This window comes from Rhizobium sp. LjRoot254, assembly GCF_964254105.1.
In the GTDB taxonomy this organism is placed as follows: Bacteria; Pseudomonadota; Alphaproteobacteria; order Rhizobiales; family Rhizobiaceae; genus Rhizobium_E.
Map to the genome: position 1 here is coordinate 586,670 of NZ_CAXUSM020000001.1, position 21,431 is coordinate 608,100.

Genomic DNA, 21,431 nt, shown 5'->3' on the forward strand with positions numbered 1-21,431 from the left:
GCTACGCTCCAACCTTTTGCGGCCATATCATCAGCGCCATTGCCAGGATTCCGAGCGCAACGCCGCCGATCTGGATGTTGGTCAAACGCTCGCCGAAGACAGTCAAGGCAATGACATTGACAAGAATGAGCTGGGCGATCGCCGAAACGGAGATCGCAAGACCCAGCCCGCCCTCGCGCATGATGCGGATCATGACGAGGTTGCCTGCAACATAAAGCGCCAGCGAAAGCGCCACCCAAAGCCAGTTGTCCGAAGAGATATAGGCTCGCGTCGCCGTCGCTGCCGCGATGAAAATAACCGAGGCGCCGGTGAGGAGGAAGACGAAGGTTCCGCTCATGTCTGAAGTGTCTTTCCAGGGCAATGTGTATGGCTAGAGTTCATAGGAGTGCCCGGCCCGCAGGCCCTCGCGGACGCGATGGGCGATTTCGAGGAATTCCGGCGTTTCGCGGATATCCAGCGGGCGCTCCTTGGGCAGCGTCGATTCGATGACGTCGGTGACTCGGCCGGGCCGCGGGCTCATCACCACGATTCGGGTCGAGAGATAGACCGCCTCGGGGATGGAGTGGGTGACGAAACAGATGGTCTTTTGGGTAGCGGACCAGAGCTTGAGAAGCTCCTCGTTCAGGTGGTCGCGGACGATCTCATCGAGCGCGCCGAAGGGTTCGTCCATCAAGAGCAGGTCGGCATCGAAGGCGAGGGCGCGGGCGATCGAGGCGCGCTGCTGCATGCCGCCTGAGAGCTGCCAGGGGTACTTCTTCTCGAAGCCGGTGAGGTTGACAAGATCGAGCGTGCGATGGATACGGGCGATCTGCTCGCCCCGGGGATAGCCCATGATCTCCAGCGGCAGCGCGATGTTCTTCTCGATCGTGCGCCAGGGATAAAGCGCCGAGGCCTGGAAGACATAGCCGTAGGCGCGCTTGTGGCGCGCCTGTTCGGGCGTCATGCCGTTGACCGAGATGGTTCCTGATGTGGGCTTTTCGAGATCCGCGATCACGCGTAGGAACGTGGTCTTGCCGCAGCCGGATGGCCCGATAAAGGAGACGAAGTCACCCTTCCTGATATCCAGATTGACTGATGTCAGCGCCGTCACGGGCCCGTCATTGGTGTCGAATGTGAGACCCAGATCGCTCGCTGCGACGACGGTTTCATTAGTGTTGGACATGTTCACCCAGTTTCATATTCTGTTCCCGCGGCGGTTCTCCGCCTGTAATTTTTTGAAGAGGACGTTTCTGCTATGTCATCATCACCGCTTCCCGAATGCAAGCTGATCCGCCCGGCAATCCCCTATGACGGCAAGCAGGGATTTTCCTATCTCGAAGGCATTTCGAAGGAATCCTCCGGCTCGCACGGCATCGCGATGATGTTGCTGACCGTGCCGCCCGGCGGCCGCGCCAAGGCGCATATGCACGAGGGGCACGAGACGGCGATCTTCATCATTTCGGGCGAGGTGGAAACCTTCTACGGCGCCAATCTCGAACACCGTATCATGACCAAAGCCGGCGACATGTTCTACATCCCCGCCGGGGTGCCGCACCTGCCGGTCAACCGGTCGAAGACAGAGCCGGCGACGGCGGTGATCGCGCGCACCGATCCCAACGAGCAGGAGAGCGTGGTGTTGTTGCCGGAACTGGAGAGGTTTGCGGATTGAGGTCATGCGAACCTCCAGCGGCGAAAGCCTTGACCGAAGCCGATGGCGCCGAAGAGATAAGTGGCGACGAGGCCCGCAGGCAGCGTCATCAATAGTAATTCGAGCTTCCCTGCCTCCCACAAGAAATTTCCGGAGGCCAAATCCAAGGTGAAGATCGCGAAGGTGGGGCAGAGCGTGCCAACCACCATGAAAGTGATCCAGTTGCGCGGCAGGACAAACCTGAACAGGAGTGCGCCGAAGATCGTGTAGGGTAGCCCAAAGACCAAGCCCATGAAAAAGATCACGGACGCGGTATTCCAGATCGCCGCACCCGCCGCTTTGAGATCGACAGTTAGAGCACCCGCATCTTCGAAGTACCTCACGGCCGACAACAGCACGGCTCCAGCGGCAACGGCGATTAAGTAGCCGAGCATGAAGCGGACTGCCGTCTTGATGCGCTCCCCGAGCGATAGTTGGGAAGCAGCGCCCGGGATTTCCAATCTCAAACGATCATACCCCCGTCGCCGGAATGCCGGTTCGTTCCACTTTGCGCGGCGCAACCAGTTCCTTCCAGGTCGAGAGCGCCTTGTTGACCGCCTGGAATGGCTCGCGCTTGATGAACTGGCCGTGGCCTTCCCTGGTCTTGACGGTCGTCTCCTCGATGGCGACTTCGCCGCGGGTCAGCGTGAAGCGCGGCAGGCCGGTGACCTGCTTGCCTTCGAAGACGTTGTAATCGATCGCCGATTGTTGGGTCTTGGCCGAGATGGTTTTTGACCGCTTCGGATCCCAGACGACGATATCGGCATCGGCGCCGACAAGGATCGCGCCCTTCCTGGGATAGATGTTGAGGATCTTGGCGATGTTGGTGGAGGTCACGGCGACGAATTCGTTCATCGTCAGCCGGCCGGTGGCGACGCCGTAGGTCCAGAGCATCGGCATGCGGTCTTCGAGGCCGCCCGTGCCGTTCGGGATCAGGGAAAAATTGTCGATGCCGGAGCGCTTCTGCTTGGTGGTGAAGGCGCAGTGGTCGGTGGCAACGACCGAGAGCGAGCCCGATTGCAGGCCGGCCCACAGGCTATCCTGGTGCTGCTTCGAACGGAAGGGCGGCGACATGACGCGGCGGGCGGCATGGTCCCAATCCTTGTCGAAATACTCGCTCTCGTCCAGCGTCAGGTGCTGGATCAGCGGCTCGCCATAGACGCGCATGCCCTTCTGGCGGGCGCGGCGGATGGCTTCATGCGCCTGTTCGCAGGATGTGTGCACGACATAGAGCGGCACGCCGGCCATGTCGGCCAGCATGATGGCACGATTGGTGGCTTCGCCCTCGACTTCGGGCGGGCGGGAATAGGCGTGGGCCTCGGGGCCGGTGTTGCCTTCGGCGAGAAGCTTGGCGGTCATCGAGGCGACCACATCGCCGTTCTCGGCATGAACGAGCGGGAGCGCTCCGAGCTCGGCGCAGCGCTGGAAGGAGGCGAACATCTCGTCGTCGTTCACCATCAGGGCGCCCTTATACGCCATGAAGTGCTTGAACGTGTTGATGCCGCGATCCTTGACCACGGTCTCCATCTCGTTGAAGACGCGCTCGTTCCAGCCGGTGATCGCCATGTGGAAGGAATAGTCGGCATTGGCGCGGGATGTCTTGTTGTCCCACATCTGCAGCGCCTCGAGCAGGGACTGCTGCGGTCCGGGCAGGCAGAAATCGACCACCATGGTCGTGCCGCCGGCAAGGCCCGCGCGCGTGCCGCTCTCGAAATCATCGGTGGAATAGGTGCCCATGAAGGGCATTTCGAGATGGACATGCGGATCGATGCCGCCGGGCATGACATAGCAGCCGGTGGCGTCGAGCGTCTCGTCGCCGGAGAGATTTGGGCCGATCTCGACGATCCTGCCGCCGTCGATCTTGACGTCTGCCTTGTAGGTGAGATCGGCGGTGACGATGGTTCCGCCTTTGATGACTTTGGTGCTCATTGTCCAAACTCCTTATTGGTGCGCGGCGCGCCAGCAAGCTGTTGATCGAGGGATTGGCGATAGCGGATGCAGCCGCGCATGAATTGCGGCCATTCGGGAACGATGGGCTTGACCTGCGGCGGATCGGGCAGGAGCGCCCACATATCGGGGTGATGCCAACAGAGCTCGTGTTCGGTCGTGTCGCGGTGGGCGCGGATGGCTTGGCGCATGGCGCGGGCTGCGGCGAGGAGGTCGGCGTGGGGGAGGGTGTCGAGGTCGGCGTCGGGGTCGGAGGTCATCAGATGATCTCCTCCAGTGAACAAGAAGGATAGAATTGGTTGTTGTCGTCTCGGGTGGTCAGCCGGCCGTCGAGTGCAGCGACAATTGTTTCGAGAACGGAGCGTCTTTCTTGAAGGACCGCCGTGTTCCAGAAACGGAGCACGGAATAGCCGTTGGCGTTCAGCCATTGGGTTCGGATGACGTCGTGTTGGCTGTCTGCGTGTTGGGAGCCATCGAGTTCGATGACCAGGTTCTTCTCACGGCAGACGAAATCAGCGATGTAGGGGCCGAGCGGGATTTGGCGGGAGAATTTGTGGCCGTTGAGGCGGCGGTTCCTGAGTTCGGTCCAGAGGCAGTATTCCGCATCGGTTTCGTTTTTCCTCAGCTCACGAGCGCGGCCGGTTGCTCCGGACTTCCGCATCCATGCCGTGGTCTTCTGGGTCATAGTGGGAACCCCTCATCCGCCCTTCGGGCACCTTCTCCCCAAGGGGAGAAGCGGGAGATTGTTGCGCTGTCGGCACTTATGACCGCGCTCCAACTCAAGGCTAGCGAAGGGGCACCGCGGTGCAACAGGTATCGCTTCTCCCCTTGGGGAGAAGGTGCCCGAAGGGCGGATGAGGGGTTCCCCGCCAGGGCGCATCCGCTCACTCCACGATCCCCGCCGTCTCGATCACCGCGCGCAGCAGCACGTCGGCGCCGGCGGCGGCCCATTCCTTGGAGATGTCCTCGGCTTCGTTGTGGGAAAGGCCGCCGACGCAGGGGCACATGATCATGGTCGAGGGGGCCACCCTGGCGGTCCAGCAGGCGTCGTGGCCGGCGCCGGAGATGATGTCCATGTGGCTGTAGCCGAGGTCCTCGGCTGCCTTGCGGACGGCGGAGACGAGGGCCGGGTCGAAGGTCACGGGGTCGAAATGGCCGACGGCTTCGACGGAACAGCCGACGCCGAGGGCGGCGCAGATTTCGGCTGCGTTCGTCTCGATTTCCGCGCGCATGCGGTCGAGCTTGGCTTGAATCGGCGAACGGATATCGACCGTGAACACGACCTTGCCCGGCAGCACGTTGCGCGAATTGGGCGAGAAGAACACCTGGCCGACGCCGCCGACGCAGCCCGGCTGGTTCTGCATCGCCACGCCCTGCACCATTTCCATGATCCGCGCCATCGCGAGACCGGCATTGACGCGGAGATTCATCGGTGTCGAGCCGGTATGGGCCTCGCGGCCGGCGAGCGTGAATTCCAGCCACCAGAGCCCCTGGCCATGGGTGACGACACCGATCTGCTTGTTCTCGGCTTCGAGGATCGGGCCTTGCTCGATGTGATATTCGAAATAGGCGTGCATCTTGCGCGCGCCGACCTCTTCCTCGCCGACCCAGCCGATGCGCTTGAGCTCATCGCCGAAGCTTTTACCCTCGGGGTCCTTGCGATCATAGGCATAGTCCATCGTGTGGACGCCCGCGAAGACGCCGGAGGCCAGCATGGCCGGCGCGAAGCGGGCGCCTTCCTCATTGGTCCAGTTGGTGACGACGATGGGGTGCTTGGTCTTGATATCGAGATCGTTCATCGAGCGGACGACTTCGAGGCCGGCGAGCACGCCGAGCACGCCGTCATATTTGCCGCCGGTCGGCTGGGTATCGAGATGGCTGCCGACATAGATGGGCAGCGCATCGGGATCGGTGCCGGGGCGAGTGGCGAACATCGTGCCCATCTTGTCCACCGCCATGGTCATGCCGGCCTCGTCGCACCACTGTTTGAAGAGGTGGCGGCCTTCATTGTCGGAATCGGTCAGCGTCTGGCGGTTGTTGCCACCTGCGATGCCCGGGCCGATCCTGGCCATGTCCATCAGCGAATCCCACAGCCGGTCGCTGTTGATGCGCATGTTCTCGCCGCGTGCGGTCACGATCTTCTCCCTGTCTGGCATTCATGCCTTGGGCGCGGTTAGTTCCGCGCCGATGTTCCCGTGGTCAGGGCCGATGATTTTCATCTGTTTCCCGAATTGGACTTGCGTTTGAGAAACGATTTGTCCAATAATTTGACCGTTTGGTAAACATTACAATTTCTGGCGCCGCACTCAAGCCGAAAAAGCAGGTGCCAGCAGACATTTTTCGGTGACGGGCGAGGGCGGGAGACATCGATCACATGCCGATACCGAGGGCAGCACGGACCCAGCGCCGGACACGCATCCAGGAGGCGAAGGAGGAGCAGATCCTCGAAGCCGCGCTGGAGGTTTTCTCCATGCATGGCTTTCGTGGCGCGACGATCGACCAGATCGCCGAAGTCGCCGGCATGTCGAAGCCGAACTTGCTCTATTATTTCCGCACCAAGGAGACGATGCACAAGGCGCTGATCGAGCGCGTGCTCGATACCTGGCTCGATCCGCTCCGGGAATTCGATGCCGAGGGCAATCCGGAAGCCGAGATCCGCAGCTATATCCGGCGCAAACTGGAAATGGCGCGCGACTTCCCGCGCGAGAGCCGGCTGTTCGCCAATGAAGTACTGCGCGGCGCGCCCTTGATCGAGGACGAGCTGAAGGGTCCGCTCAAGCAGCTCGTCGATGAGAAGGCGGAGGTGATCCGCGCCTGGGCGAAGGCGGGCAAGATCGCCAAATGCGACCCTTACCACCTGATCTTCTCGATCTGGTCGACGACACAGCACTATGCCGACTTCGACGTGCAGGTGCGCGCCGTGCTGGGCCAGGAAAAATCCGGCGACGGGCGTTTCGAAGATGCGGCGCGCTATCTCGAACAGTTGTTCATGGGCGGGCTGGCGATCAGCAAATAGCCGTCACGGCCGGGGAATGAGGCTGCGCGAGATCGGCTTCGGCTTTTCCTGGCGAAGCACGAGCGAGGTGGTGACAGCACCGTAGCGCGCGATGGAATCGACGATCGGCTCCAGTTCCTCCGGCCGCGGCACGAGCACCTTGAGAAAGAAGCAGTCCTCGCCGGTCAATCTATAAACTTCGATGACATTCGGGATGGTCGCAAAAAGCGCAAGGCATGCGGCGATATGCTCGTGCGTCGTGCGCAACCTGACGATGGCCGTCATGGTGAGGCCGAGGGCGGCGGGATCGATGCGGGCGCCGTATCCGGAAACGATGCCTCGTTCCTCGAGCCGCTTCATGCGTTCGGCTGTCGCCGGCTGCGAGAGGCCTACCCGCCGTCCAAGCTCGGCAATGGCTATCCGGCCGTCGTTCTGAAGCTGTTCCAGAATGGCGACATCGGTCGGATCCAGCCCGTATCTGCCATTGAGCGGGTCAATCATTCGTTGCCTTCGATTCAACGGAAACTCACGAGTTTTTCCATGGGTTTGCCATGGAACGCGGCCATAGAAGACAGTATCCCGGGTCCTGTCAACCACGTCACGAAAGGGAAATTCATGCCTGATATCATCCTGCTTCCGGGTATCGGCGGCTCGGGTAGCGACCATTGGCAGAGTCACTGGGAGCGCGAAGGCGGCGCGTTCAGACGCTTCAGGCCGTCCGATTGGGATCGGCCGGACCTCGCGGATTGGATCCATGCGCTCGACGCGGAAATAGCGCAATCGCACGAGCCGCCGGTGCTTGTCGCACATAGTCTGGCGTGCCTGCTGGTGGCCCACTGGCGGGCCGCGACGAGGTCCAGAATTGCGGGCGCGATGCTGGTGGCCGTGCCCGATCCGGCGTCTCCTGCATTTCCGGCCGCCGCTGCGGGATTCGCCGATCCGCCGGCGGATCGCTTCCATTTCGAATCCCTGATCGTGGCGAGCGGCAACGATCCCTTCGGAACGCCGGACTATTCGCGGATGCGCGCCCGCCAATGGGGCAGCGCAATCGTCGAAATCGGCGATCGCGGTCATATCAATGGCAAGAGCGGAATTGGCAGTTGGCCGGACGGCAGGGCGCTGCTGGCGGAGTTCGCGGCGCGGCGGCTGCCGGCCTGACTTTTCACAGCATCCTGCGCAGCGATTGGGGCTACTATCCAGACTCACCGGTATGGAGTACAAAGGGTGTGGTCTCACAGCAGTGGGGACCTATGGTGGAGGGTAATATGGATCTTACGGCAATTATTACACAGCTTATCGGCGGCGCGATCGGTGGTCTCGGCGGCGGCAAGATCATCAAGGATTCCGATCTCGGGCCAATCGTCAACCTGATCGTGGGCGCGATCGGCGGTCTCGGCGGCGGCACGTTGCTCGGTACCCTCATGGGAGGCGCAGCCACCGCCACGGCAGCCGCTCCGGCGGCGGCCTCGATGGATATCGGCGCAATCGTGACCCAGTTGGTCGGCGGCGGCGTCGGCGGCGCGATCCTGCAGATCGTCATCGGCCTGATCAAGAACAAGATGCTGGCCCGCTAAGCGGTCAGCCAAATCAATCGATCGGCCGGATTGGTCTTCATCCGGCCGAGATCGGATATTCGCTGCTGCCGGAGTGAGTGCTCAGTCCGGCAGCAGTGCCATGACCAGCAGGCCGCAGGCGGTCACAAGCGCGCCGGCAACGACCGACAGATGCACCCAGCCATGGCCGAGCAGTCCTTCGAGAACGATGATGAAGCTCGGCGTCAGATATCCATAGGCAAGCACCTTGGGCGCCGGTAGCCTCATCGAAGCATATTGCAGCAGCAGGAAGGTGATCACTGTCGTGACGATGGCGAGATAGGCGACCGCGAACCAGACAATCCCCGGCACTTGCGCAAGTTCGACCGCTCGGATTGTCGGCACGCCGGGCAGGATCAGCCAGAGGAGCGTTGCGGCTACGGCCCAGAAAGCGAAATTGAACGGCTGTTCTCCTCGGTTGAACTTGCGCAGAAGCGGGGCATAGGCCGCGTGGCAAACGACTCCCACGAAAAAAATCACCTCGCCTGCTCCGACATCGAAGGAGAGGATCGCGTCGATATCCCCGCGGAAGATAACCCAGATGGCGCCGGCGGCAGCGATGATGAGCGATGCCATCACGGCGGGGCGCGTGACCTGCCGTATGAAGAGCCAGGCAAACCCCGCGCTGATCAGCGGCATCAGCGTGAAAACCGCGCCGGTCGAGACGGGACTGGTGAATTCGAGCGCCTTGAACATGGTGGACATGTAGACCGCCATCAGCCCGCCGAGCAGCAGGAAGCGCCAGGGTGCCGAGGGAAAGCGCAGTTCCACTTTCAGAAACCAGATGCCGAATGCCGCCATCGCGCCGATCGCTACCGCATAACGCATGAGATTGACGGCAAAGCCCGGCATGCGTGTGGCCGCCAGCCCGCCAAGCGAGAACGAGCCGGCGATGAGCACGGCAAACAGCATCATCGCGAAATGCGCCTTGAGCTTCTCGTGGCCTGTGGCGTGGACGGTGTGGGGATTGGCTATGGTGGGGGCATCGGACATGGCGGGATACATGCCCCGGCAGCGCGCTGAATGCAATGCGCTCAGTGACTGACGGATTTCGAGACGAGATTGATGATCAGCACGCCGGCCACGATCATGACGAGGCCGATGATCGCCGGCAAATCGAGTTTCTGGCCGAAGAGCAGCCAGCCGGCGGCCGCGACTAGCACGATGCCGGCGCCGGACCAGACCGCATAGACGATGCCCACCGGCACGGTGCGGGTCACCACGGAAAGCAGATAGAAGGCGAGGCCGTATCCCACAGCTGAGATCAGCGTCGGCCATAACCGCGTGAAACCGTCCGATTTCGCCATCGCCGATGTGGCGATGACTTCGGCGACGATCGCGATAAAAAGATAGATGTAGATCATACGCCGCTGGTAGAGGATGCCGCAAGTGTCCGCTGGCCCGGAACCGGCATGCCGCGGCGTGGGCGAGCGCACTATCCACGGATTGCGGGTTGTTCCTGCACGAGGCCGATGCCGCGCACTGCAAGCATTGCGGTGCAGTGCTGAAGATTCCGTCGGATGGGCATGTGTGAGCCTTATTCCGCCGGCATCGGCTGCCAGAGTTCAATTCGGTTCTGCTCGGGATCGTGGAGCGTTGCGAAGCGGCCGTTGGGGTAGGTTTCCGGATCGATCGTCACTTCGATGCCGGCCGCGCGAAGCTGTTCCACCATCCTGTCGAGATCGGCGACCCGGAAATTGATTGCCCAGGTCTTATCCGCCGCGCCGAAATAGTCGGTGTCCTGCTTGAAGGGCGCGAACACCGTGGTGCCTGCCTTCTGCTGCCAGGCGGGGTCGCCATAATTCTGGCCGACGCGGTTGATGCCGAAATGGGTTTCGTACCAATCCGTCAAGGCTTCGGGGTTTTTCGCCCTGAAAAAGAAGCCGCCGAGCCCAAGAATTTTTTCCATCACGTTTCTCCTCAGGATGTAAATTTAATTGGGAGGCAGGGACCTTGCAATCGGGGCGAACAGGATTACATTCGAATCAACGTCAACGAACAGAAAGGAAGGTGATCCGATGTCTAATGAGTTTTCGGTACTCGTGACCGGCATGGGAGTTCAGGTGAAGACAGCGGGGCAGCCCTCGCTCTGAGCCTACCTTCCTAGGATCGTAGAAATGCGATCCGGCCCGTTAGAGGCCAAATCTCATGGGGGCCGCTCTTGGAGCGGCCCTTTTGATTTTCATGCTGCCGGAACTTCGTCCACTGTCGTTCCATTATGCTTCCGTCTTGATTTTCAGCGCCACAGTATCAAGTTGGGCCTCCATGCGCGCCTCCGACCTTCTGCTTCCCATGCCACAGGGGCTCTATTGCCCGCCCGGGGATTTTTACATCGACCCGGTACTGCCGGTTGACCAGGCGCTGATCACCCATGGCCATTCCGACCATGCGCGCTCCGGTCACGGCAAGGTGCTGGCGACCAAGGAGACGCTCGACATCATGGCGATCCGCTATGGCGGGGCGTTCAGCGGGTCGCAGCAGGTTGCGCGACATGAGGAGAGCTTCGATTTCAACGGGGTCAAGGTGCGTTTCGTGCCGGCCGGTCATGTGCTTGGCTCAGCGCAGATCGTGGTCGAGAAATCAGGGATGCGGATCGTCGCCTCGGGCGATTACAAGCGTCGGCGGGATTCGACCTGCGCGCCGTTCGAGCCGGTGGAATGCGATATCTTCATCACCGAGGCGACGTTTGCACTGCCGGTATTCCGGCATCCCGATGATCGCGAGGAAATCGAGCGGCTGATCCACTCGGTGGCGCAGTTCCCGGAGAGGACGCACCTTGTCGGCGCCTATGCGCTCGGCAAGGCGCAGCGGGTGATCAGGCTGCTACGCGAAGCCGGCTACGACAAGACCATCTATATTCACGGCGCGCTGGAACGGATCTCCAGCTACTACCAGAGTCAAGGCATCGACCTCGGCACGCTTGCGCCGGCGACACTGGAGAAGGGCAAGGCGAAGGATTTCGCCGGCGAGATCATCGTCTGCACGCCATCGGCGTTCCAGGATCGCTGGGCGCGGCGCTTTGCCGATCCGGTGACGTGTTTTGCGTCGGGCTGGATGCGCATCCGCCAGCGGGTCAAGCAGCGCGGTGTGGAACTGCCGCTGATCCTGTCGGACCATTCCGACTGGGATGAACTGACCGACACGATCCGGGATGTGAAGGCGGGCGAGATCTGGGTGACGCACGGGCGCGAGGAGGCGCTGGTGCGCTGGTGCGAACTCAACGGCCTCAAGGCGCGGCCGCTGCATCTCGTCGGTTATGAGGACGAAAACGAATGAAGGCGTTCTCAGATCTTCTCGACCGGCTGGTGCTGACGCCCTCGCGCAACGGCAAGCTGAAGCTGCTTCGGGATTATTTCGCCGAGACGCCCGACCCGGATCGCGGCTACGCGCTGGCGGCGCTGACCGATGGCGGCCTCGATATTCCGGCGATCAAGCCGGCGGTGATCCGGGCGCTCGCCACCGAGCGCATGGACGAGGTGTTGTTCTCCTATTCCTACGACTATGTCGGCGATCTCGCGGAAACGATCTCGCTGATCTGGCCGGAACCGGAAAACCAGATATCCAACGATGACGATCCAAGCCTAGCCTATGTGGTTGAAGCCTTGTCGCGGGCTTCACGCAGCGAGGCGCCGGCGAAGTTTGCCAGCCTGCTCGACCGGCTCGATCCGCCCGGCCGCTATGCGGTGATCAAGCTGGTGACCGGCGGCCTTCGCATCGGCGTCTCTGCGCGGCTCGCCAAGCAGGCACTGGCGGATTTCGGGCACAAGGATGTGGTCGAGATCGAGGAACTCTGGCACGGGCTGAAAGTGCCCTACACGGAATTGTTCAGCTGGCTGGAGGGCACGACCGGCAAGCCGGACAATCTGGCCAAGGCGCTGTTCCGACCGGTAATGCTGGCCAATCCCGTGGAGGATGGTGATCTTGCGACCCTCGACATCGCCGACTATCGCGCCGAATGGAAATGGGACGGCATCCGCGTGCAGGTGAGTTCCGAAGGCGGCGTCCGGCGACTCTATTCACGCAGCGGCGACGAGATATCCGGGGCGTTCCCTGATCTGATGGACGCGCTTATCTTCGAGGCGGTGATCGACGGCGAATTGCTGGTCGGCGTGCCTGCGGATTACACCGGCACCTTTTCCGACCTGCAGCAGCGGCTTAATCGCAAGACAGTAACGCAGAAGACAATCCAGCAATATCCGGTTTTCGTGCGGGCCTATGACTTGCTGATGCTGGATGGCGAGGACACACGGACGCTCGGGTATGACGAACGCCGGGCGCGGCTCATAGAGTTGCTGAAGACGATTGATCCTGCCCGCTTCGACCTCTCGCCGCAGGTGGAGTTCGATAGCTGGGAGAAGCTCGACGAACTCCGGAAGACACCCATCCATCCCATCATCGAAGGCGTCATGCTCAAGCACAAGGATTCGCCCTATCTGCCGGGCCGCAAGAAGGGGCCGTGGTTCAAGTGGAAGCGCGATCCGCACACGATCGACGCGGTGCTGATGTATGCCCAGCGCGGCCACGGCAAGCGGTCGAGCTTCTATTCCGACTATACGTTCGGCGTCTGGCGCGAGGAGGGCGGAGTGCTGGAACTGGTGCCGGTCGGCAAGGCCTATTTCGGCTTTTCCGACGAGGAACTGGTACTGATCGACAAATATGTCCGCGACCATACGACGGAGCGCTTCGGCCCGGTGCGCTCGGTGAAGGCGACGGAGAACGAGGGGCTGGTGTTCGAGGTGGCTTTCGAAGGGCTGAGCCGTTCGACGCGACATAAATCGGGCGTGGCGATGCGCTTTCCTCGCATCTCACGGCTCAGGTGGGACAAGCCGCCGGCGGAGGCTGATACGTTGGAGAATTTGGAGAAGCTGCTGGATGGGGTGGTAAGCTGAGGTTAGGCCGTCCAAGGATTAATGACGGTGACGCCCATCGCCCGAAACGGAAGCTCGTCACGCGTCGCAACAGAATATCCATGCACAAGCGCCGCTGCGGCGATCTGGCAGTCTGCAAATCCGACACTCACGCCTTTTGATCGCGCAGCGCTGTAGATCGTTGCGAATTTCCTCGCCATCATGACATCGAAGGAAACGACACGATCTTCAATCATTTCTTCCACAATATCGTCCAATAGTTGAATGAGATCGCGCTTTCGTTTGCCGTCCAGCAGTAACTCAAGACCGTTCAGAAGCTCCGCGAGAACAACCGAAGTTAGCCAAAATATGTCGGCTGATTGGCTATCCAGCCACTCAACCACTCGCGCATCCGGGAGCGGCTTCATGAGTTCTGAAACGACATTGGTATCGAGTACGATCATTCGAAGCTGGGTGGCTCGATGGGAGAGCGGTCGCGCTCAATATCCAAATCCACGCCACCAATCTCACGGACGCGCGCGACAATGGCCGAGCCCAGCTTCAGTCGCTCCTTCGGGTGAACGGCTGCCTCGAGTATGGATCGAATCTCCGCCTCGGTGCTGCGACCGTGCGCGGTAGCCCGCTGCTTCAGCGCACGGTGCGTTTCATCAGGTAAATTCCGGATCGTAACAGCGGCCATCGATATCTCCAGTCGTCAATATGATATCATAGAAATTGATTTGATATCAAGTTCTATCCCTGGGTCTGCCGGGTCGTTGCCGCCAGCACTGACCTTAACGCCTTGCGCAACCCTTCGATCTCTTCTGCGCTCGTCATCTCCGCCCAATGCTGGTCGACCAGCCTGCCGGCCGCCCGCGCGATCGGGCTCACCTTCTTGCCGCGCTCGGTGAGGAAGACCAGCTTGCCGCGCTTGTCGCCAGGGTCGGGGCGGCGCTCGACATAGCCGAGTTGTTCCAGCTCCTCGATGGTCTGTGTCATGCTCTGCTTTCGGACATGGGCGAGCTCGGTGAGCTGGCTCACCTGCATGCCCTCCGGCGGAACGAAGGTGAAGATATTGGCGTAATGCGGCTTGATGTCGTCGAAGCCTTCCTCGGCCAATTTGGTGTCCACGGCCAGCGTCCATTGCTGATGGGTGAGGCGGAGGAGGAGACCGAGGGAGTAGTGATGTGTGGAATCTTTCGCCATAGGATATTGACAGGTGCCTGACTAAACTACATATTAGACAGGTACCTTACTATGTTTCCAATGGAAAGGCTAGGGCCATGCCGGTCACCAAGGTTCTCGATTCCACCATTTTCCATGAAGAGCGGGGCGAGGGGCCGATCTATGTCTTCCTCCACGGCAATCCCACCTCGTCCTATGTCTGGCGGAATGTGTTGCCTGCACTCTCTGATGCCGGTCGGCTTCTGGCGCCGGATCTGATCGGCATGGGAAAATCGGGCAAGCCTGCCATCGCCTACACATTCGATGACCAGACCCGCTATTTCGCAGCCTGGATGGAAGCACTCGGGCTCGACGATGTTGTCCTGGTCGGCTTCGACTGGGGCGGGGCGCTTGCGATGGATTGGGCGGCGCGGAATAGCGGCCGTGTGCGCGGCCTGGTGCTGATGGAGACGATCATCAGGCCATACCGCTGGACCGATATGCCCGCCGGGGCGCGGCCGCGCTACGATGTGCTGCGGGGTGCGGGCACGGGCGAGGCCAAGGTGCTGGACGAGAATTTCTTTATTGAACAGGCGCTCAGGGCGACCACGTTGAACGGGCTCAGCGACGCCGATCTCGACATCTACCGTGAACCCTATCCGACCCGAGAGAGCCGCATTCCCTTGTTGCAATGGCCGCGTGCGATGCCGATCGAGGGTGAGCCGCGCGATGTGGTCGAGCGGGTCGAGGCGTATGACCGCTGGCTCGCCGCAAGCCACGATGTTCCGAAGCTGCTGCTGACCTTCGACGGCTCGCCGGAAACGCTGCTGATCGGGCCTGATATGGTGGCTTGGTGCCGAGCCAATATTGCGGTGCTCGATGTCGTCGGCTGCGGCCCGGCCAAGCATCTGGTGCCCGAGGACCAGCCGGAGGCGATCGCCGCGGCCATTTTCGACTGGAGCATCCGGCACCGCCTCGATGCCCATCCGGCCCATGCTGCAATGCGGAACCAACACGGATGACCGGCGTTCCGGCTCCTTATGTGGATGCAAGGGAGCGGACCGTGGAACCCCAGAATCTCGACTTTATTGTCGCCACGCGCGCGGCGGTCACCCAGGCCGGCGCGCTGCTGGTGCAGTATTCCTTCTCCATCGTCGGCGCGTTCGTGCTGCTGTTCGTCGGCTGGCTGGCGTCGCGCTACCTGCACAAATGGGCGCTCTATGGCATGCAGCAGATACGCGGCTTCGACGTGACGCTGGCGCACTTCCTCGCCAACCTCCTTCGCTATGTCATCCTGCTTCTGGTGATGGTCACGGTGCTCGGGCAGTTCGGCGTGCAGACCGCCTCCATCATTGCTGCCATGGGTGCCGCAGGTCTGGCGATTGGTCTTGCCCTTCAGGGCACGCTGCAGAATATCGCCGCCGGTATCATGCTGCTGATCCTGAGGCCCTTCCGCGTCGGCGAATCTATCGAGACCAAGGACGTGAATGGAAGCGTGCAGGAAATTGGACTCTTCGCCACCGAACTCCGAACCGGCGACGGGCTCTTTCAACTGGTACCGAATGCGCTGCTCTGGAACACGCCGGTCAAGAATTTCAGCCGTCTCAGGACGCGCCGATACGACCTGACGGTGGTATTGCCTGCCGACAGCGACATCAGGAAGGCGGAGTCGATGCTGCTCGCGATCGCCGAGCGCGACACGCGGGTCAACGGCAAGCCTGCTCCGGTGACGCAGGTTTCCGACATCACCAAGGACACCGTGAGCATCAAGCTGGAGGCATGGGTCAACACGTCGGATTATGGCCCGACCGCGCGTGCGCTGAGCAAGTCGGCGAAGATATCCTTCGAGAAGGTGCAGGAGCCGGCGGTGCCGGTGGAAGCGCTTGCCGAGGACACGAAGGTGAAGCCGAAACTGCCCGATGCATCGAACATGGTGGCGAGTGGGCAGCGGCATTGAGCGAAAATGAAGGCCCGCGCGGATTGCTCAGCACGGGCCCAAGTCGCCCATGAGGCGAAGTATTACTCCGCAGCCTGTCCCGCGACCGGCTTCGCCATCGGGTTGTTCGGATGCGTGGTCCAGTTGGCATAGACCGGGCTGACCGGCAGGCCGGTGCGCTCGTCCATCATGCCGGCTTCGAGGCCGACCATGGTGATGCAGCTATCGACCGGGCAGACGCTGACGCAGAGATTGCAGCCGACGCATTCGTCGTCCATGACCTCGAAATAGCGGACGCCATTCTTGGTCGCAGTGATCGCCTGATGCGACGTGTCTTCGCAGACGATGTGGCAGCGGCCGCATTTGATGCAGGAATCCTGGTCGATGCGGGCCTTGGCGACGTAGTTGAGGTTGAGATATTGCCAGTCGGTGACGTTGGGCACGGCGCGGCTGATGACGTCGTCCAGCGTCCGATGGCCCTTCTCGTCCATCCAGTTGGAGAGGCCGGAGATCATTTCCTGCACGATCTTGAAGCCATAGGTCATGGCGGCAGTGCAGACCTGCACGTTGCCGGCCCCAAGTGCGAGGAACTCGGCCGCGTCACGCCAGGTGGTGATGCCGCCGATGCCCGAGATCGGCAGGCCGTAGGTCTCGGGATCGCGGGCGATTTCGGCCACCATGTTGAGCGCGATCGGCTTGACCGCCGGGCCGCAATAGCCGCCGTGCGTGCCCTTGCCGCCGACCGTCGGGTTGGGGGCGAAATTGTCGAGATCGACGGAGACGATCGAATTGATCGTGTTGATCAGCGACACGGCATCCGTGCCACCGGCTTTCGCGGCACGCGCCGGGCGGCGTACGTCGGTGACGTTGGGGGTGAGCTTGGTGATGACCGGCATGCGGGTATATTGCTTGCACCAGCGCACCACCATTTCGATATATTCCGGCACCTGGCCGACGGCGGCGCCCATGCCGCGCTCGGACATGCCGTGCGGACAGCCGAAATTGAGCTCGATGCCATCGGCCTCAGTCTCCTCGACCAGCGGCAGGATGGCCTTCCAGGCATTCTCCTCGCAGGGCACCATGATCGAGGCGATCAGCGCGCGGTCGGGCCAGTTCTTCTTGACCTGCTTCATTTCCTGAAGATTGATCTGCAGCGGCCGGTCGGTGATCAGTTCGATATTGTTGAGGCCGAGCAGGCGGCGATCGGCACCCCAGATCGCGCCGTAGCGCGGGCCGTTGACGTTGACGACCGGCGGGCCTTCCTCGCCCAGCGTCTTCCAGACCACGCCGCCCCAGCCCGCCTTGAAGGCGCGCTCGACATTGTAGGCCTTGTCGGTCGGCGGCGCGGAGGCCAGCCAGAACGGGTTGGGGGATTTGATGCCGACGAAATTGTTGCGGATATCAGCCATTTCGCATTCTCCCCTTTACGCCATAAGCGCGCGGTTGATGGATTCAGCGGCGTCGCGACCCATCGCGGCGGCCGATACTGTGAGATCGTCTCCGCCGAGCGCGCAATCGCCGCCGGCCCAGACGCCTGTGACCGTCGTGCGGCCTTCCGGATCGACAGTGATCTTGCCACCCTCGATCTTCAGCGCATTGATGCCGGAGAGATCGAGCTTCTGGCCGATCGCGGTCAGCACCTGATCACAGGCGATCGTGACGGTCTGGCCGGTGCCGGTGAGAGCGCCGTTCTCGATATGGGTGTATTCGAGTTCGATGGCGGTGACGCGTCCGTCCTGGGCGATGATCTCGCGGGGCTTGAGCCAATGACGGATCAGCACGCCCTTGGAGGCGGCGAGATCCTGCTCGTATTCGGAGGCGTTCATGTTCTCCTTGCCGCGGCGATAGACCATGGTCACTTCCTCGGCACCGAGGAGCTTGGACTGGATCGCGGCATCGACAGCGGTCATGCCACCGCCAATCACCACCACGCGGCGGCCGACCGGGACGGTGGCCTTCACCGAGGAGCGGAGGTTGGCGATGAAATCGACGGCATCCTCGACGCCCTGGACTTCCTCTCCCTTGGTGGCGAGCGCGTTGACGGCGGCGAGACCGACGCCGAGGAAGACGGCGTCATGGCTGGCCTTGAGGTCGTCGAGCGAGAAATCGCGGCCGAGCGCCTTGCCGTTCTGGATCTCGATGCCGCCGATGCCGATGATGTACTCGACCTCCTGCTGGGCGAAATCGCCGGGGGTCTTATAGGCGGCAATGCCGAATTCATTGAGGCCACCGGATTTTTCACGCGCATCGTAGATGGTGACGCTATGCCCGCGCAGGGCGAGGCGATGGGCGGCGGCGAGGCCAGCCGGGCCCGCACCGATCACGGCGACCTTCTTTCCGGTCGCCGGTGCGCGATTGTAGAACTGCTTCTCGATCGCCATGGCGGCATCGGTCGCATAGCGCTGCAGGCGGCCGATCTCGACGGGCTTTTCCTCGGCGGTGTTGCGCACGCAGGCTTGTTCGCAAAGCGTCTCGGTGGGACAGACGCGGGCGCACATGCCACCCAGGATGTTCTGGTCGAAGATGGTCTTCGCGGCACCGAGCGTGTTGCCAGTCGATATCTCGCGAATGAACATCGGGATATCGATGGCGGTGGGACAGGCCGTCATGCACGGCGCGTCATAACAGAAGTAACAGCGATCGGCGGCGACCAGCGCTTCGTGCTTGTCATAGGCCGGATGCAGGTCCGAAAAGTTGGCGTCATATTCCTGCGGCGCGAGCCGCCCGCTATGAATGCCGGGAGCAAGATTGCCCATGTTAACCCCTCTTTTTATATTTTGCTTGCGTGAGGCTAACAAAACTTGAAATTTTTATCAAACGGTAAATTTTTTGGAGCGGGCGAGCTCAAATTTCGCCTAGCCGAGCCTCTTCTCCAGCGCCGCCAGATCATCGAGGAACCAGGCGGAGCGGCCGCGGTTGGTGTCGCGGATGAAATCGCGCAGTGCTGCGTCTTCGAGATATTCCCGCGGGATGCGGCCGAGGAAGGCGATGGTGATGCGGTAGTTGACGAGCGGCCGGACGACGGCATGCGCAACGCCGGTGCTGAGATCGAAGAAGCTGGGATTGAGGCAGGAGATCGGTATCGCCAGCGTGTCGGCCTTGACCGACCATGCCTCGGCGATCAACTCGTTGAGCAGGTAACCCATGGCGATTTTGCCGCCATCTGGCTCGTAGAACAGCACTGTGCTTTCGCCCAGGCGGCGCATCCGGAAGGGTGTATCGATCATCAACATTAGCCTGGCCTCATAGTTACCTGCCAGGCATAACGTTTCAGAACGGTTTTACGGCCACGAGACAGACAACAATAATGACGAGGGCCAATGTGATCTGGCCGGAATTCCTGAAAAAAGCCGGTACCGGATCTGCCGGCGACTGCCGCATCTTGCTCAGCCGGCCGGTCTGGGCGCCGTGGATGCCGGATAGGGCGAGCACGAGCACGAACTTCACCATGAACCAGCCGTCGCGATAAAAGCCGCTGTCCCAGACCAGGTAGAGGCCGGCGATCCAGACCACACCGAGGGCCGTGCCGACGAAGGCGCGGTTGAAGGACACCGCGGCACCCAGCACGCGATCGGCATCCGGCGTACCCGGCGCGACATTTCGGAAAAGGAAACCATTCATCAGCATGCCGCCGATCAGGATCATGATCGCGATCAGATGTATGGCCTTGACCCAGAGATAATAGTCCATTGCGCAGTCCCTTTCATGCGTAAGCGTGGCTGTCTTCGCGGCGTTTGAGAAGGCGTTCATTGACGAAACCGGCAAGCGGGATGAAGGCGAATGCCACCACGCGCAGCCATTCCCTGCCAGTCCATTTGAGCTGGAAGTGAGACTGGATCAACATCCAGATATAGAAGAGGAAGGCGAGGCCGTGGATCGGACCGATGGCAGACACGAACTGCGGCATGCCGAAGACATGCTTGAGCGGCACGGCAATGAAGACGAGGACCGCGAGCGTCGTGGCCTCGAGGACCGAGGCAAGCCGCATGCGGCGCAGCTGGCGGCGATCTTCTTCGGAACTGGTCATTTGCCGTCCTTGATATGGTTCTCGATGGCCGAGATGCGGTTGCGGATATCGGCGAGTTCCGACTGGATCGAGATGAGGGCGGCCGCGATGCTGCGCTGGCCGTCGCCGATGCTCTTGATCATCAGCCGCTGTTCTTCCTCGGTATTGAGTTCGTCGCGCGCATTCTGTGCCCAGGTGATGCCGCGGATGGCGACCACCAGCACAATGCCCATGATCACCAGGATAACAACGAGAAGAATGGTACTGCCGTAACTCATATCGTGTCCTTTTCCGCGTCCGCGCCATCCTCTTTGATGCTGCGTGCGCGGCGGGGATATTCGGGTCAACGGTCGTCAAGTCAAGTCTTAAAGCTTGGAGGCTTGCCGCGCTCGCGTTCGCGGAACGCGCCGGGTGTCTCGCCGGTGACACGGGTGAATACACGGATGAAGTAGGCGGGATCGGAGAAGCCGAGATCGTAGGCGATCTGCTGGATGCTCAGCAGGCTGAAGACGAGGTTGCGTTGTGCCTCCGATATCAGGCGTTCGGTCAGGAGAGCGTTCATGCTCCTGCCAGTCCCAGCGCGGGCGATGCGGTTGAGATGGGTGACGGAGACGCCGAGCTTATCCGCATAGAAGGCCGTCGGCCGGTGTTCGCGGTAGTGGCTGCCGATCAGGGCATTGAGGCGAGAGATGCGGTCGCGTGCTGCTATTTGCTGTGCGTCGGCGCCGGGATCGGCAAGCGTTGCGGCGATCGTCAGGACAATGTCGAGGCAGGCTTCAAGAAGCGCGCCGCGGGGCGAAAAGCCGGATGCAAGTTCGCCTTCCATGCGGTCGAGCGTGGTGCTGAGAAAGGCGCTGTCGCTGTTTTGGGCGAGATGTACAACGCGGGGCCGGGCGAACATGTCGCGGCTTTCGATGGGTCGCGCGGCGACGCGTTCGGCGAGCATGGTGATCACCTGGCCATCGAGATCGCGCGAAAAGCGGAAGCCATGGATGAAACCCGGCGGTACGAAGACCAGTGTGCCAGGGGTCAGCCGGAATTTTTCGGCATCGAACAGGGCATCGCCTTCGCCGCTGCGAATTTGCAGGATCTGGAAGAAGCTTTCATGCCGGTGCTGCTTGATCTCCCAATTGTGGAGGCGGCTGCGTGAGGCGATGGTCTCGGAATGAATCCAGAAATCCGGAGCGGACTGCTGCGCTTCGCCATAGAGGCCGTAGGTGGGCACGCGTGCCGTCGATGTCCGCATCGGGTCGTCCATGTTCGAAAAGTGCAATTCCT

At 61.5% G+C, this 21,431-nt stretch carries 29 protein-coding genes; 8 read left to right on the forward strand and 21 right to left on the reverse strand.

All coding sequences use genetic code 11. The features are described 5' to 3' along the window. Position 1 precedes the first annotated feature (1 nt). Positions 2-337, reverse strand: coding sequence for a hypothetical protein (locus ACSQ26_RS02920; protein WP_436006106.1), 336 nt, complete (start codon positions 335-337; stop codon positions 2-4). Positions 338-370: 33 nt separating this feature from the next. Next, on the reverse strand, positions 371-1,162 hold the full coding sequence (locus ACSQ26_RS02925; RefSeq protein WP_436006108.1) for an ABC transporter ATP-binding protein: 792 nt from the start codon (positions 1,160-1,162) through the stop codon (positions 371-373). A gap of 72 nt (positions 1,163-1,234) precedes the next feature. Here ACSQ26_RS02925 and ACSQ26_RS02930 point away from each other — a divergent pair, with 72 nt between their 5' ends. Further along, a complete protein-coding gene (locus ACSQ26_RS02930) occupies positions 1,235-1,648 on the forward strand; it encodes a cupin domain-containing protein (RefSeq protein ID WP_436006110.1) in 414 nt (137 codons plus the stop codon). 2 nt (positions 1,649-1,650) lie between these two features. On the opposite strand, the gene ACSQ26_RS02935 is transcribed toward ACSQ26_RS02930, so the two are convergent. The 5 genes from ACSQ26_RS02935 to ACSQ26_RS02955 form a co-directional block, all read right to left on the reverse strand. Continuing rightward, positions 1,651-2,127, reverse strand: a complete 477-nt coding sequence (locus tag ACSQ26_RS02935; RefSeq protein WP_436006112.1) for a hypothetical protein — start codon at positions 2,125-2,127, stop codon at positions 1,651-1,653. A 10-nt stretch (positions 2,128-2,137) separates the two neighbouring features. Beyond that, positions 2,138-3,595, reverse strand: coding sequence for a dihydropyrimidinase (gene hydA / locus ACSQ26_RS02940; RefSeq protein WP_436006114.1), 1,458 nt, complete (start codon positions 3,593-3,595; stop codon positions 2,138-2,140). After that, complete coding sequence (locus tag ACSQ26_RS02945; RefSeq protein ID WP_436006116.1) at positions 3,592-3,873, reverse strand: hypothetical protein; 282 nt, start codon at positions 3,871-3,873, stop codon at positions 3,592-3,594. Before ACSQ26_RS02945 ends, hydA begins: the two co-directional genes overlap by 4 nt. Then, complete coding sequence (locus ACSQ26_RS02950; protein ID WP_436006118.1) at positions 3,873-4,298, reverse strand: endonuclease domain-containing protein; 426 nt, start codon at positions 4,296-4,298, stop codon at positions 3,873-3,875. The genes ACSQ26_RS02945 and ACSQ26_RS02950 overlap by 1 nt, the downstream gene beginning before the upstream one ends. A 199-nt stretch (positions 4,299-4,497) precedes the next feature. Next, positions 4,498-5,751, reverse strand: a complete 1,254-nt coding sequence (locus ACSQ26_RS02955; RefSeq protein ID WP_436015076.1) for a Zn-dependent hydrolase — start codon at positions 5,749-5,751, stop codon at positions 4,498-4,500. Positions 5,752-5,987: 236 nt separating this feature from the next. Between ACSQ26_RS02955 and ACSQ26_RS02960 the strand changes: the two genes are divergently transcribed. After that, a complete protein-coding gene (locus ACSQ26_RS02960; RefSeq protein WP_258158005.1) occupies positions 5,988-6,629 on the forward strand; it encodes a TetR/AcrR family transcriptional regulator in 642 nt (213 codons plus the stop codon). Positions 6,630-6,632: 3 nt separating this feature from the next. Here the strand turns inward: ACSQ26_RS02960 and ACSQ26_RS02965 are convergent, their stop codons facing one another. Next, positions 6,633-7,109: an Lrp/AsnC family transcriptional regulator gene (locus tag ACSQ26_RS02965; RefSeq protein ID WP_436006121.1), complete on the reverse strand. Its 477-nt coding sequence runs from the start codon at positions 7,107-7,109 to the stop codon at positions 6,633-6,635. A gap of 114 nt (positions 7,110-7,223) precedes the next feature. Between ACSQ26_RS02965 and ACSQ26_RS02970 the strand changes: the two genes are divergently transcribed. Continuing rightward, positions 7,224-7,766, forward strand: coding sequence for an RBBP9/YdeN family alpha/beta hydrolase (locus ACSQ26_RS02970; protein ID WP_436006123.1), 543 nt, complete (start codon positions 7,224-7,226; stop codon positions 7,764-7,766). A 107-nt stretch (positions 7,767-7,873) separates the two neighbouring features. Then, positions 7,874-8,182: a hypothetical protein gene (locus tag ACSQ26_RS02975; protein WP_436006125.1), complete on the forward strand. Its 309-nt coding sequence runs from the start codon at positions 7,874-7,876 to the stop codon at positions 8,180-8,182. Positions 8,183-8,263: 81 nt separating this feature from the next. On the opposite strand, the gene ACSQ26_RS02980 is transcribed toward ACSQ26_RS02975, so the two are convergent. The 3 genes from ACSQ26_RS02980 to ACSQ26_RS02990 form a co-directional block, all read right to left on the reverse strand. After that, entirely contained in the window at positions 8,264-9,193 is a 930-nt protein-coding gene (locus ACSQ26_RS02980) for a DMT family transporter (RefSeq protein WP_436006127.1), read from the reverse strand. A gap of 41 nt (positions 9,194-9,234) precedes the next feature. Next, complete coding sequence (locus tag ACSQ26_RS02985; RefSeq protein WP_436006129.1) at positions 9,235-9,564, reverse strand: SMR family transporter; 330 nt, start codon at positions 9,562-9,564, stop codon at positions 9,235-9,237. 173 nt (positions 9,565-9,737) lie between these two features. Further along, a complete protein-coding gene (locus tag ACSQ26_RS02990) occupies positions 9,738-10,109 on the reverse strand; it encodes a VOC family protein (RefSeq protein ID WP_436006131.1) in 372 nt (123 codons plus the stop codon). Between the two features lie 356 nt (positions 10,110-10,465). Here ACSQ26_RS02990 and ACSQ26_RS02995 point away from each other — a divergent pair, with 356 nt between their 5' ends. Together ACSQ26_RS02995 and ACSQ26_RS03000 are read left to right on the forward strand one after the other, a co-directional pair. Beyond that, positions 10,466-11,476 (forward strand): ligase-associated DNA damage response exonuclease, encoded by a 1,011-nt coding sequence (locus tag ACSQ26_RS02995; RefSeq protein WP_436006133.1) that lies wholly within the window; start codon positions 10,466-10,468, stop codon positions 11,474-11,476. After that, the gene (locus tag ACSQ26_RS03000; RefSeq protein ID WP_436006135.1) at positions 11,473-13,089 is read left to right on the forward strand and encodes a cisplatin damage response ATP-dependent DNA ligase; all 1,617 of its coding nucleotides are present in this window, start codon (positions 11,473-11,475) and stop codon (positions 13,087-13,089) included. Before ACSQ26_RS02995 ends, ACSQ26_RS03000 begins: the two co-directional genes overlap by 4 nt. A gap of 2 nt (positions 13,090-13,091) precedes the next feature. On the opposite strand, the gene ACSQ26_RS03005 is transcribed toward ACSQ26_RS03000, so the two are convergent. The 3 genes from ACSQ26_RS03005 to ACSQ26_RS03015 are packed head-to-tail and all read right to left on the reverse strand — an operon-like array spanning position 13,092 to position 14,178. Further along, positions 13,092-13,511 carry a PIN domain-containing protein gene (locus tag ACSQ26_RS03005; RefSeq protein WP_436006137.1) on the reverse strand — a complete coding sequence of 140 codons (420 nt, stop codon included), beginning with the start codon at positions 13,509-13,511 and terminating at the stop codon, positions 13,092-13,094. Continuing rightward, positions 13,508-13,747 carry a FitA-like ribbon-helix-helix domain-containing protein gene (locus ACSQ26_RS03010; RefSeq protein WP_436006139.1) on the reverse strand — a complete coding sequence of 80 codons (240 nt, stop codon included), beginning with the start codon at positions 13,745-13,747 and terminating at the stop codon, positions 13,508-13,510. The genes ACSQ26_RS03005 and ACSQ26_RS03010 overlap by 4 nt, the downstream gene beginning before the upstream one ends. Positions 13,748-13,800: 53 nt before the next feature. Beyond that, positions 13,801-14,178 (reverse strand): MarR family winged helix-turn-helix transcriptional regulator, encoded by a 378-nt coding sequence (locus ACSQ26_RS03015; protein ID WP_436006141.1) that lies wholly within the window; start codon positions 14,176-14,178, stop codon positions 13,801-13,803. A 152-nt stretch (positions 14,179-14,330) separates the two neighbouring features. On the opposite strand from ACSQ26_RS03015, the gene ACSQ26_RS03020 reads away from it, so the two are divergent. Next, the gene (locus ACSQ26_RS03020; protein WP_436006143.1) at positions 14,331-15,233 is read left to right on the forward strand and encodes a haloalkane dehalogenase; all 903 of its coding nucleotides are present in this window, start codon (positions 14,331-14,333) and stop codon (positions 15,231-15,233) included. Between the two features lie 41 nt (positions 15,234-15,274). After that, positions 15,275-16,168 (forward strand): mechanosensitive ion channel family protein, encoded by an 894-nt coding sequence (locus ACSQ26_RS03025; protein WP_436006145.1) that lies wholly within the window; start codon positions 15,275-15,277, stop codon positions 16,166-16,168. A gap of 62 nt (positions 16,169-16,230) precedes the next feature. Here the strand turns inward: ACSQ26_RS03025 and preA are convergent, their stop codons facing one another. The 7 genes from preA to ACSQ26_RS03060 form a co-directional block, all read right to left on the reverse strand. Continuing rightward, the gene (preA, locus tag ACSQ26_RS03030; protein WP_436006147.1) at positions 16,231-17,556 is read right to left on the reverse strand and encodes an NAD-dependent dihydropyrimidine dehydrogenase subunit PreA; all 1,326 of its coding nucleotides are present in this window, start codon (positions 17,554-17,556) and stop codon (positions 16,231-16,233) included. Positions 17,557-17,571: 15 nt separating this feature from the next. Further along, positions 17,572-18,903 (reverse strand): NAD(P)-dependent oxidoreductase, encoded by a 1,332-nt coding sequence (locus tag ACSQ26_RS03035; RefSeq protein ID WP_436006149.1) that lies wholly within the window; start codon positions 18,901-18,903, stop codon positions 17,572-17,574. Between the two features lie 99 nt (positions 18,904-19,002). Next, the gene (locus tag ACSQ26_RS03040) at positions 19,003-19,374 is read right to left on the reverse strand and encodes a DUF4180 domain-containing protein (RefSeq protein ID WP_436006151.1); all 372 of its coding nucleotides are present in this window, start codon (positions 19,372-19,374) and stop codon (positions 19,003-19,005) included. A gap of 43 nt (positions 19,375-19,417) precedes the next feature. Continuing rightward, positions 19,418-19,837, reverse strand: a complete 420-nt coding sequence (locus ACSQ26_RS03045) for a CopD family protein (protein ID WP_436006153.1) — start codon at positions 19,835-19,837, stop codon at positions 19,418-19,420. Positions 19,838-19,850: 13 nt separating this feature from the next. Beyond that, positions 19,851-20,174, reverse strand: a complete 324-nt coding sequence (locus ACSQ26_RS03050) for a DUF3817 domain-containing protein (protein ID WP_436006155.1) — start codon at positions 20,172-20,174, stop codon at positions 19,851-19,853. After that, positions 20,171-20,431 (reverse strand): hypothetical protein, encoded by a 261-nt coding sequence (locus ACSQ26_RS03055; RefSeq protein WP_436006157.1) that lies wholly within the window; start codon positions 20,429-20,431, stop codon positions 20,171-20,173. Before ACSQ26_RS03055 ends, ACSQ26_RS03050 begins: the two co-directional genes overlap by 4 nt. A gap of 80 nt (positions 20,432-20,511) precedes the next feature. Continuing rightward, positions 20,512-21,399, reverse strand: coding sequence for a helix-turn-helix domain-containing protein (locus ACSQ26_RS03060; RefSeq protein ID WP_436006159.1), 888 nt, complete (start codon positions 21,397-21,399; stop codon positions 20,512-20,514). Positions 21,400-21,431: the final 32 nt, after the last annotated feature.

Bases quoted from the DNA above. Each gene is read 5' to 3' on its own strand.
- ACSQ26_RS02965 (WP_436006121.1), bottom strand. From the start codon at position 7,109: ATGATTGACCCGCTCAATGGCAGATACGGGCTGGATCCGACCGATGTC.
- ACSQ26_RS03000 (WP_436006135.1), top strand. From the start codon at position 11,473: ATGAAGGCGTTCTCAGATCTTCTCGACCGGCTGGTGCTGACGCCCTCG.
- ACSQ26_RS03045 (WP_436006153.1), bottom strand. From the start codon at position 19,837: ATGGACTATTATCTCTGGGTCAAGGCCATACATCTGATCGCGATCATG.
- ACSQ26_RS03010 (WP_436006139.1), bottom strand. From the start codon at position 13,747: ATGGCCGCTGTTACGATCCGGAATTTACCTGATGAAACGCACCGTGCG.
- ACSQ26_RS02995 (WP_436006133.1), top strand. From the start codon at position 10,466: ATGCGCGCCTCCGACCTTCTGCTTCCCATGCCACAGGGGCTCTATTGC.
- ACSQ26_RS02980 (WP_436006127.1), bottom strand. From the start codon at position 9,193: ATGTCCGATGCCCCCACCATAGCCAATCCCCACACCGTCCACGCCACA.
- ACSQ26_RS03035 (WP_436006149.1), bottom strand. From the start codon at position 18,903: ATGGGCAATCTTGCTCCCGGCATTCATAGCGGGCGGCTCGCGCCGCAG.
- ACSQ26_RS03005 (WP_436006137.1), bottom strand. From the start codon at position 13,511: ATGATCGTACTCGATACCAATGTCGTTTCAGAACTCATGAAGCCGCTC.
- ACSQ26_RS02990 (WP_436006131.1), bottom strand. From the start codon at position 10,109: ATGGAAAAAATTCTTGGGCTCGGCGGCTTCTTTTTCAGGGCGAAAAAC.
- ACSQ26_RS02960 (WP_258158005.1), top strand. From the start codon at position 5,988: ATGCCGATACCGAGGGCAGCACGGACCCAGCGCCGGACACGCATCCAG.
- ACSQ26_RS03055 (WP_436006157.1), bottom strand. From the start codon at position 20,431: ATGAGTTACGGCAGTACCATTCTTCTCGTTGTTATCCTGGTGATCATG.
- ACSQ26_RS02925 (WP_436006108.1), bottom strand. From the start codon at position 1,162: ATGTCCAACACTAATGAAACCGTCGTCGCAGCGAGCGATCTGGGTCTC.
- preA (WP_436006147.1), bottom strand. From the start codon at position 17,556: ATGGCTGATATCCGCAACAATTTCGTCGGCATCAAATCCCCCAACCCG.
- ACSQ26_RS02920 (WP_436006106.1), bottom strand. From the start codon at position 337: ATGAGCGGAACCTTCGTCTTCCTCCTCACCGGCGCCTCGGTTATTTTC.
- hydA (WP_436006114.1), bottom strand. From the start codon at position 3,595: ATGAGCACCAAAGTCATCAAAGGCGGAACCATCGTCACCGCCGATCTC.
- ACSQ26_RS03040 (WP_436006151.1), bottom strand. From the start codon at position 19,374: ATGATCGATACACCCTTCCGGATGCGCCGCCTGGGCGAAAGCACAGTG.
- ACSQ26_RS02970 (WP_436006123.1), top strand. From the start codon at position 7,224: ATGCCTGATATCATCCTGCTTCCGGGTATCGGCGGCTCGGGTAGCGAC.
- ACSQ26_RS03020 (WP_436006143.1), top strand. From the start codon at position 14,331: ATGCCGGTCACCAAGGTTCTCGATTCCACCATTTTCCATGAAGAGCGG.
- ACSQ26_RS02985 (WP_436006129.1), bottom strand. From the start codon at position 9,564: ATGATCTACATCTATCTTTTTATCGCGATCGTCGCCGAAGTCATCGCC.
- ACSQ26_RS03050 (WP_436006155.1), bottom strand. From the start codon at position 20,174: ATGACCAGTTCCGAAGAAGATCGCCGCCAGCTGCGCCGCATGCGGCTT.
- ACSQ26_RS02975 (WP_436006125.1), top strand. From the start codon at position 7,874: ATGGATCTTACGGCAATTATTACACAGCTTATCGGCGGCGCGATCGGT.
- ACSQ26_RS02930 (WP_436006110.1), top strand. From the start codon at position 1,235: ATGTCATCATCACCGCTTCCCGAATGCAAGCTGATCCGCCCGGCAATC.
- ACSQ26_RS03060 (WP_436006159.1), bottom strand. From the start codon at position 21,399: ATGCGGACATCGACGGCACGCGTGCCCACCTACGGCCTCTATGGCGAA.
- ACSQ26_RS02945 (WP_436006116.1), bottom strand. From the start codon at position 3,873: ATGACCTCCGACCCCGACGCCGACCTCGACACCCTCCCCCACGCCGAC.
- ACSQ26_RS02950 (WP_436006118.1), bottom strand. From the start codon at position 4,298: ATGACCCAGAAGACCACGGCATGGATGCGGAAGTCCGGAGCAACCGGC.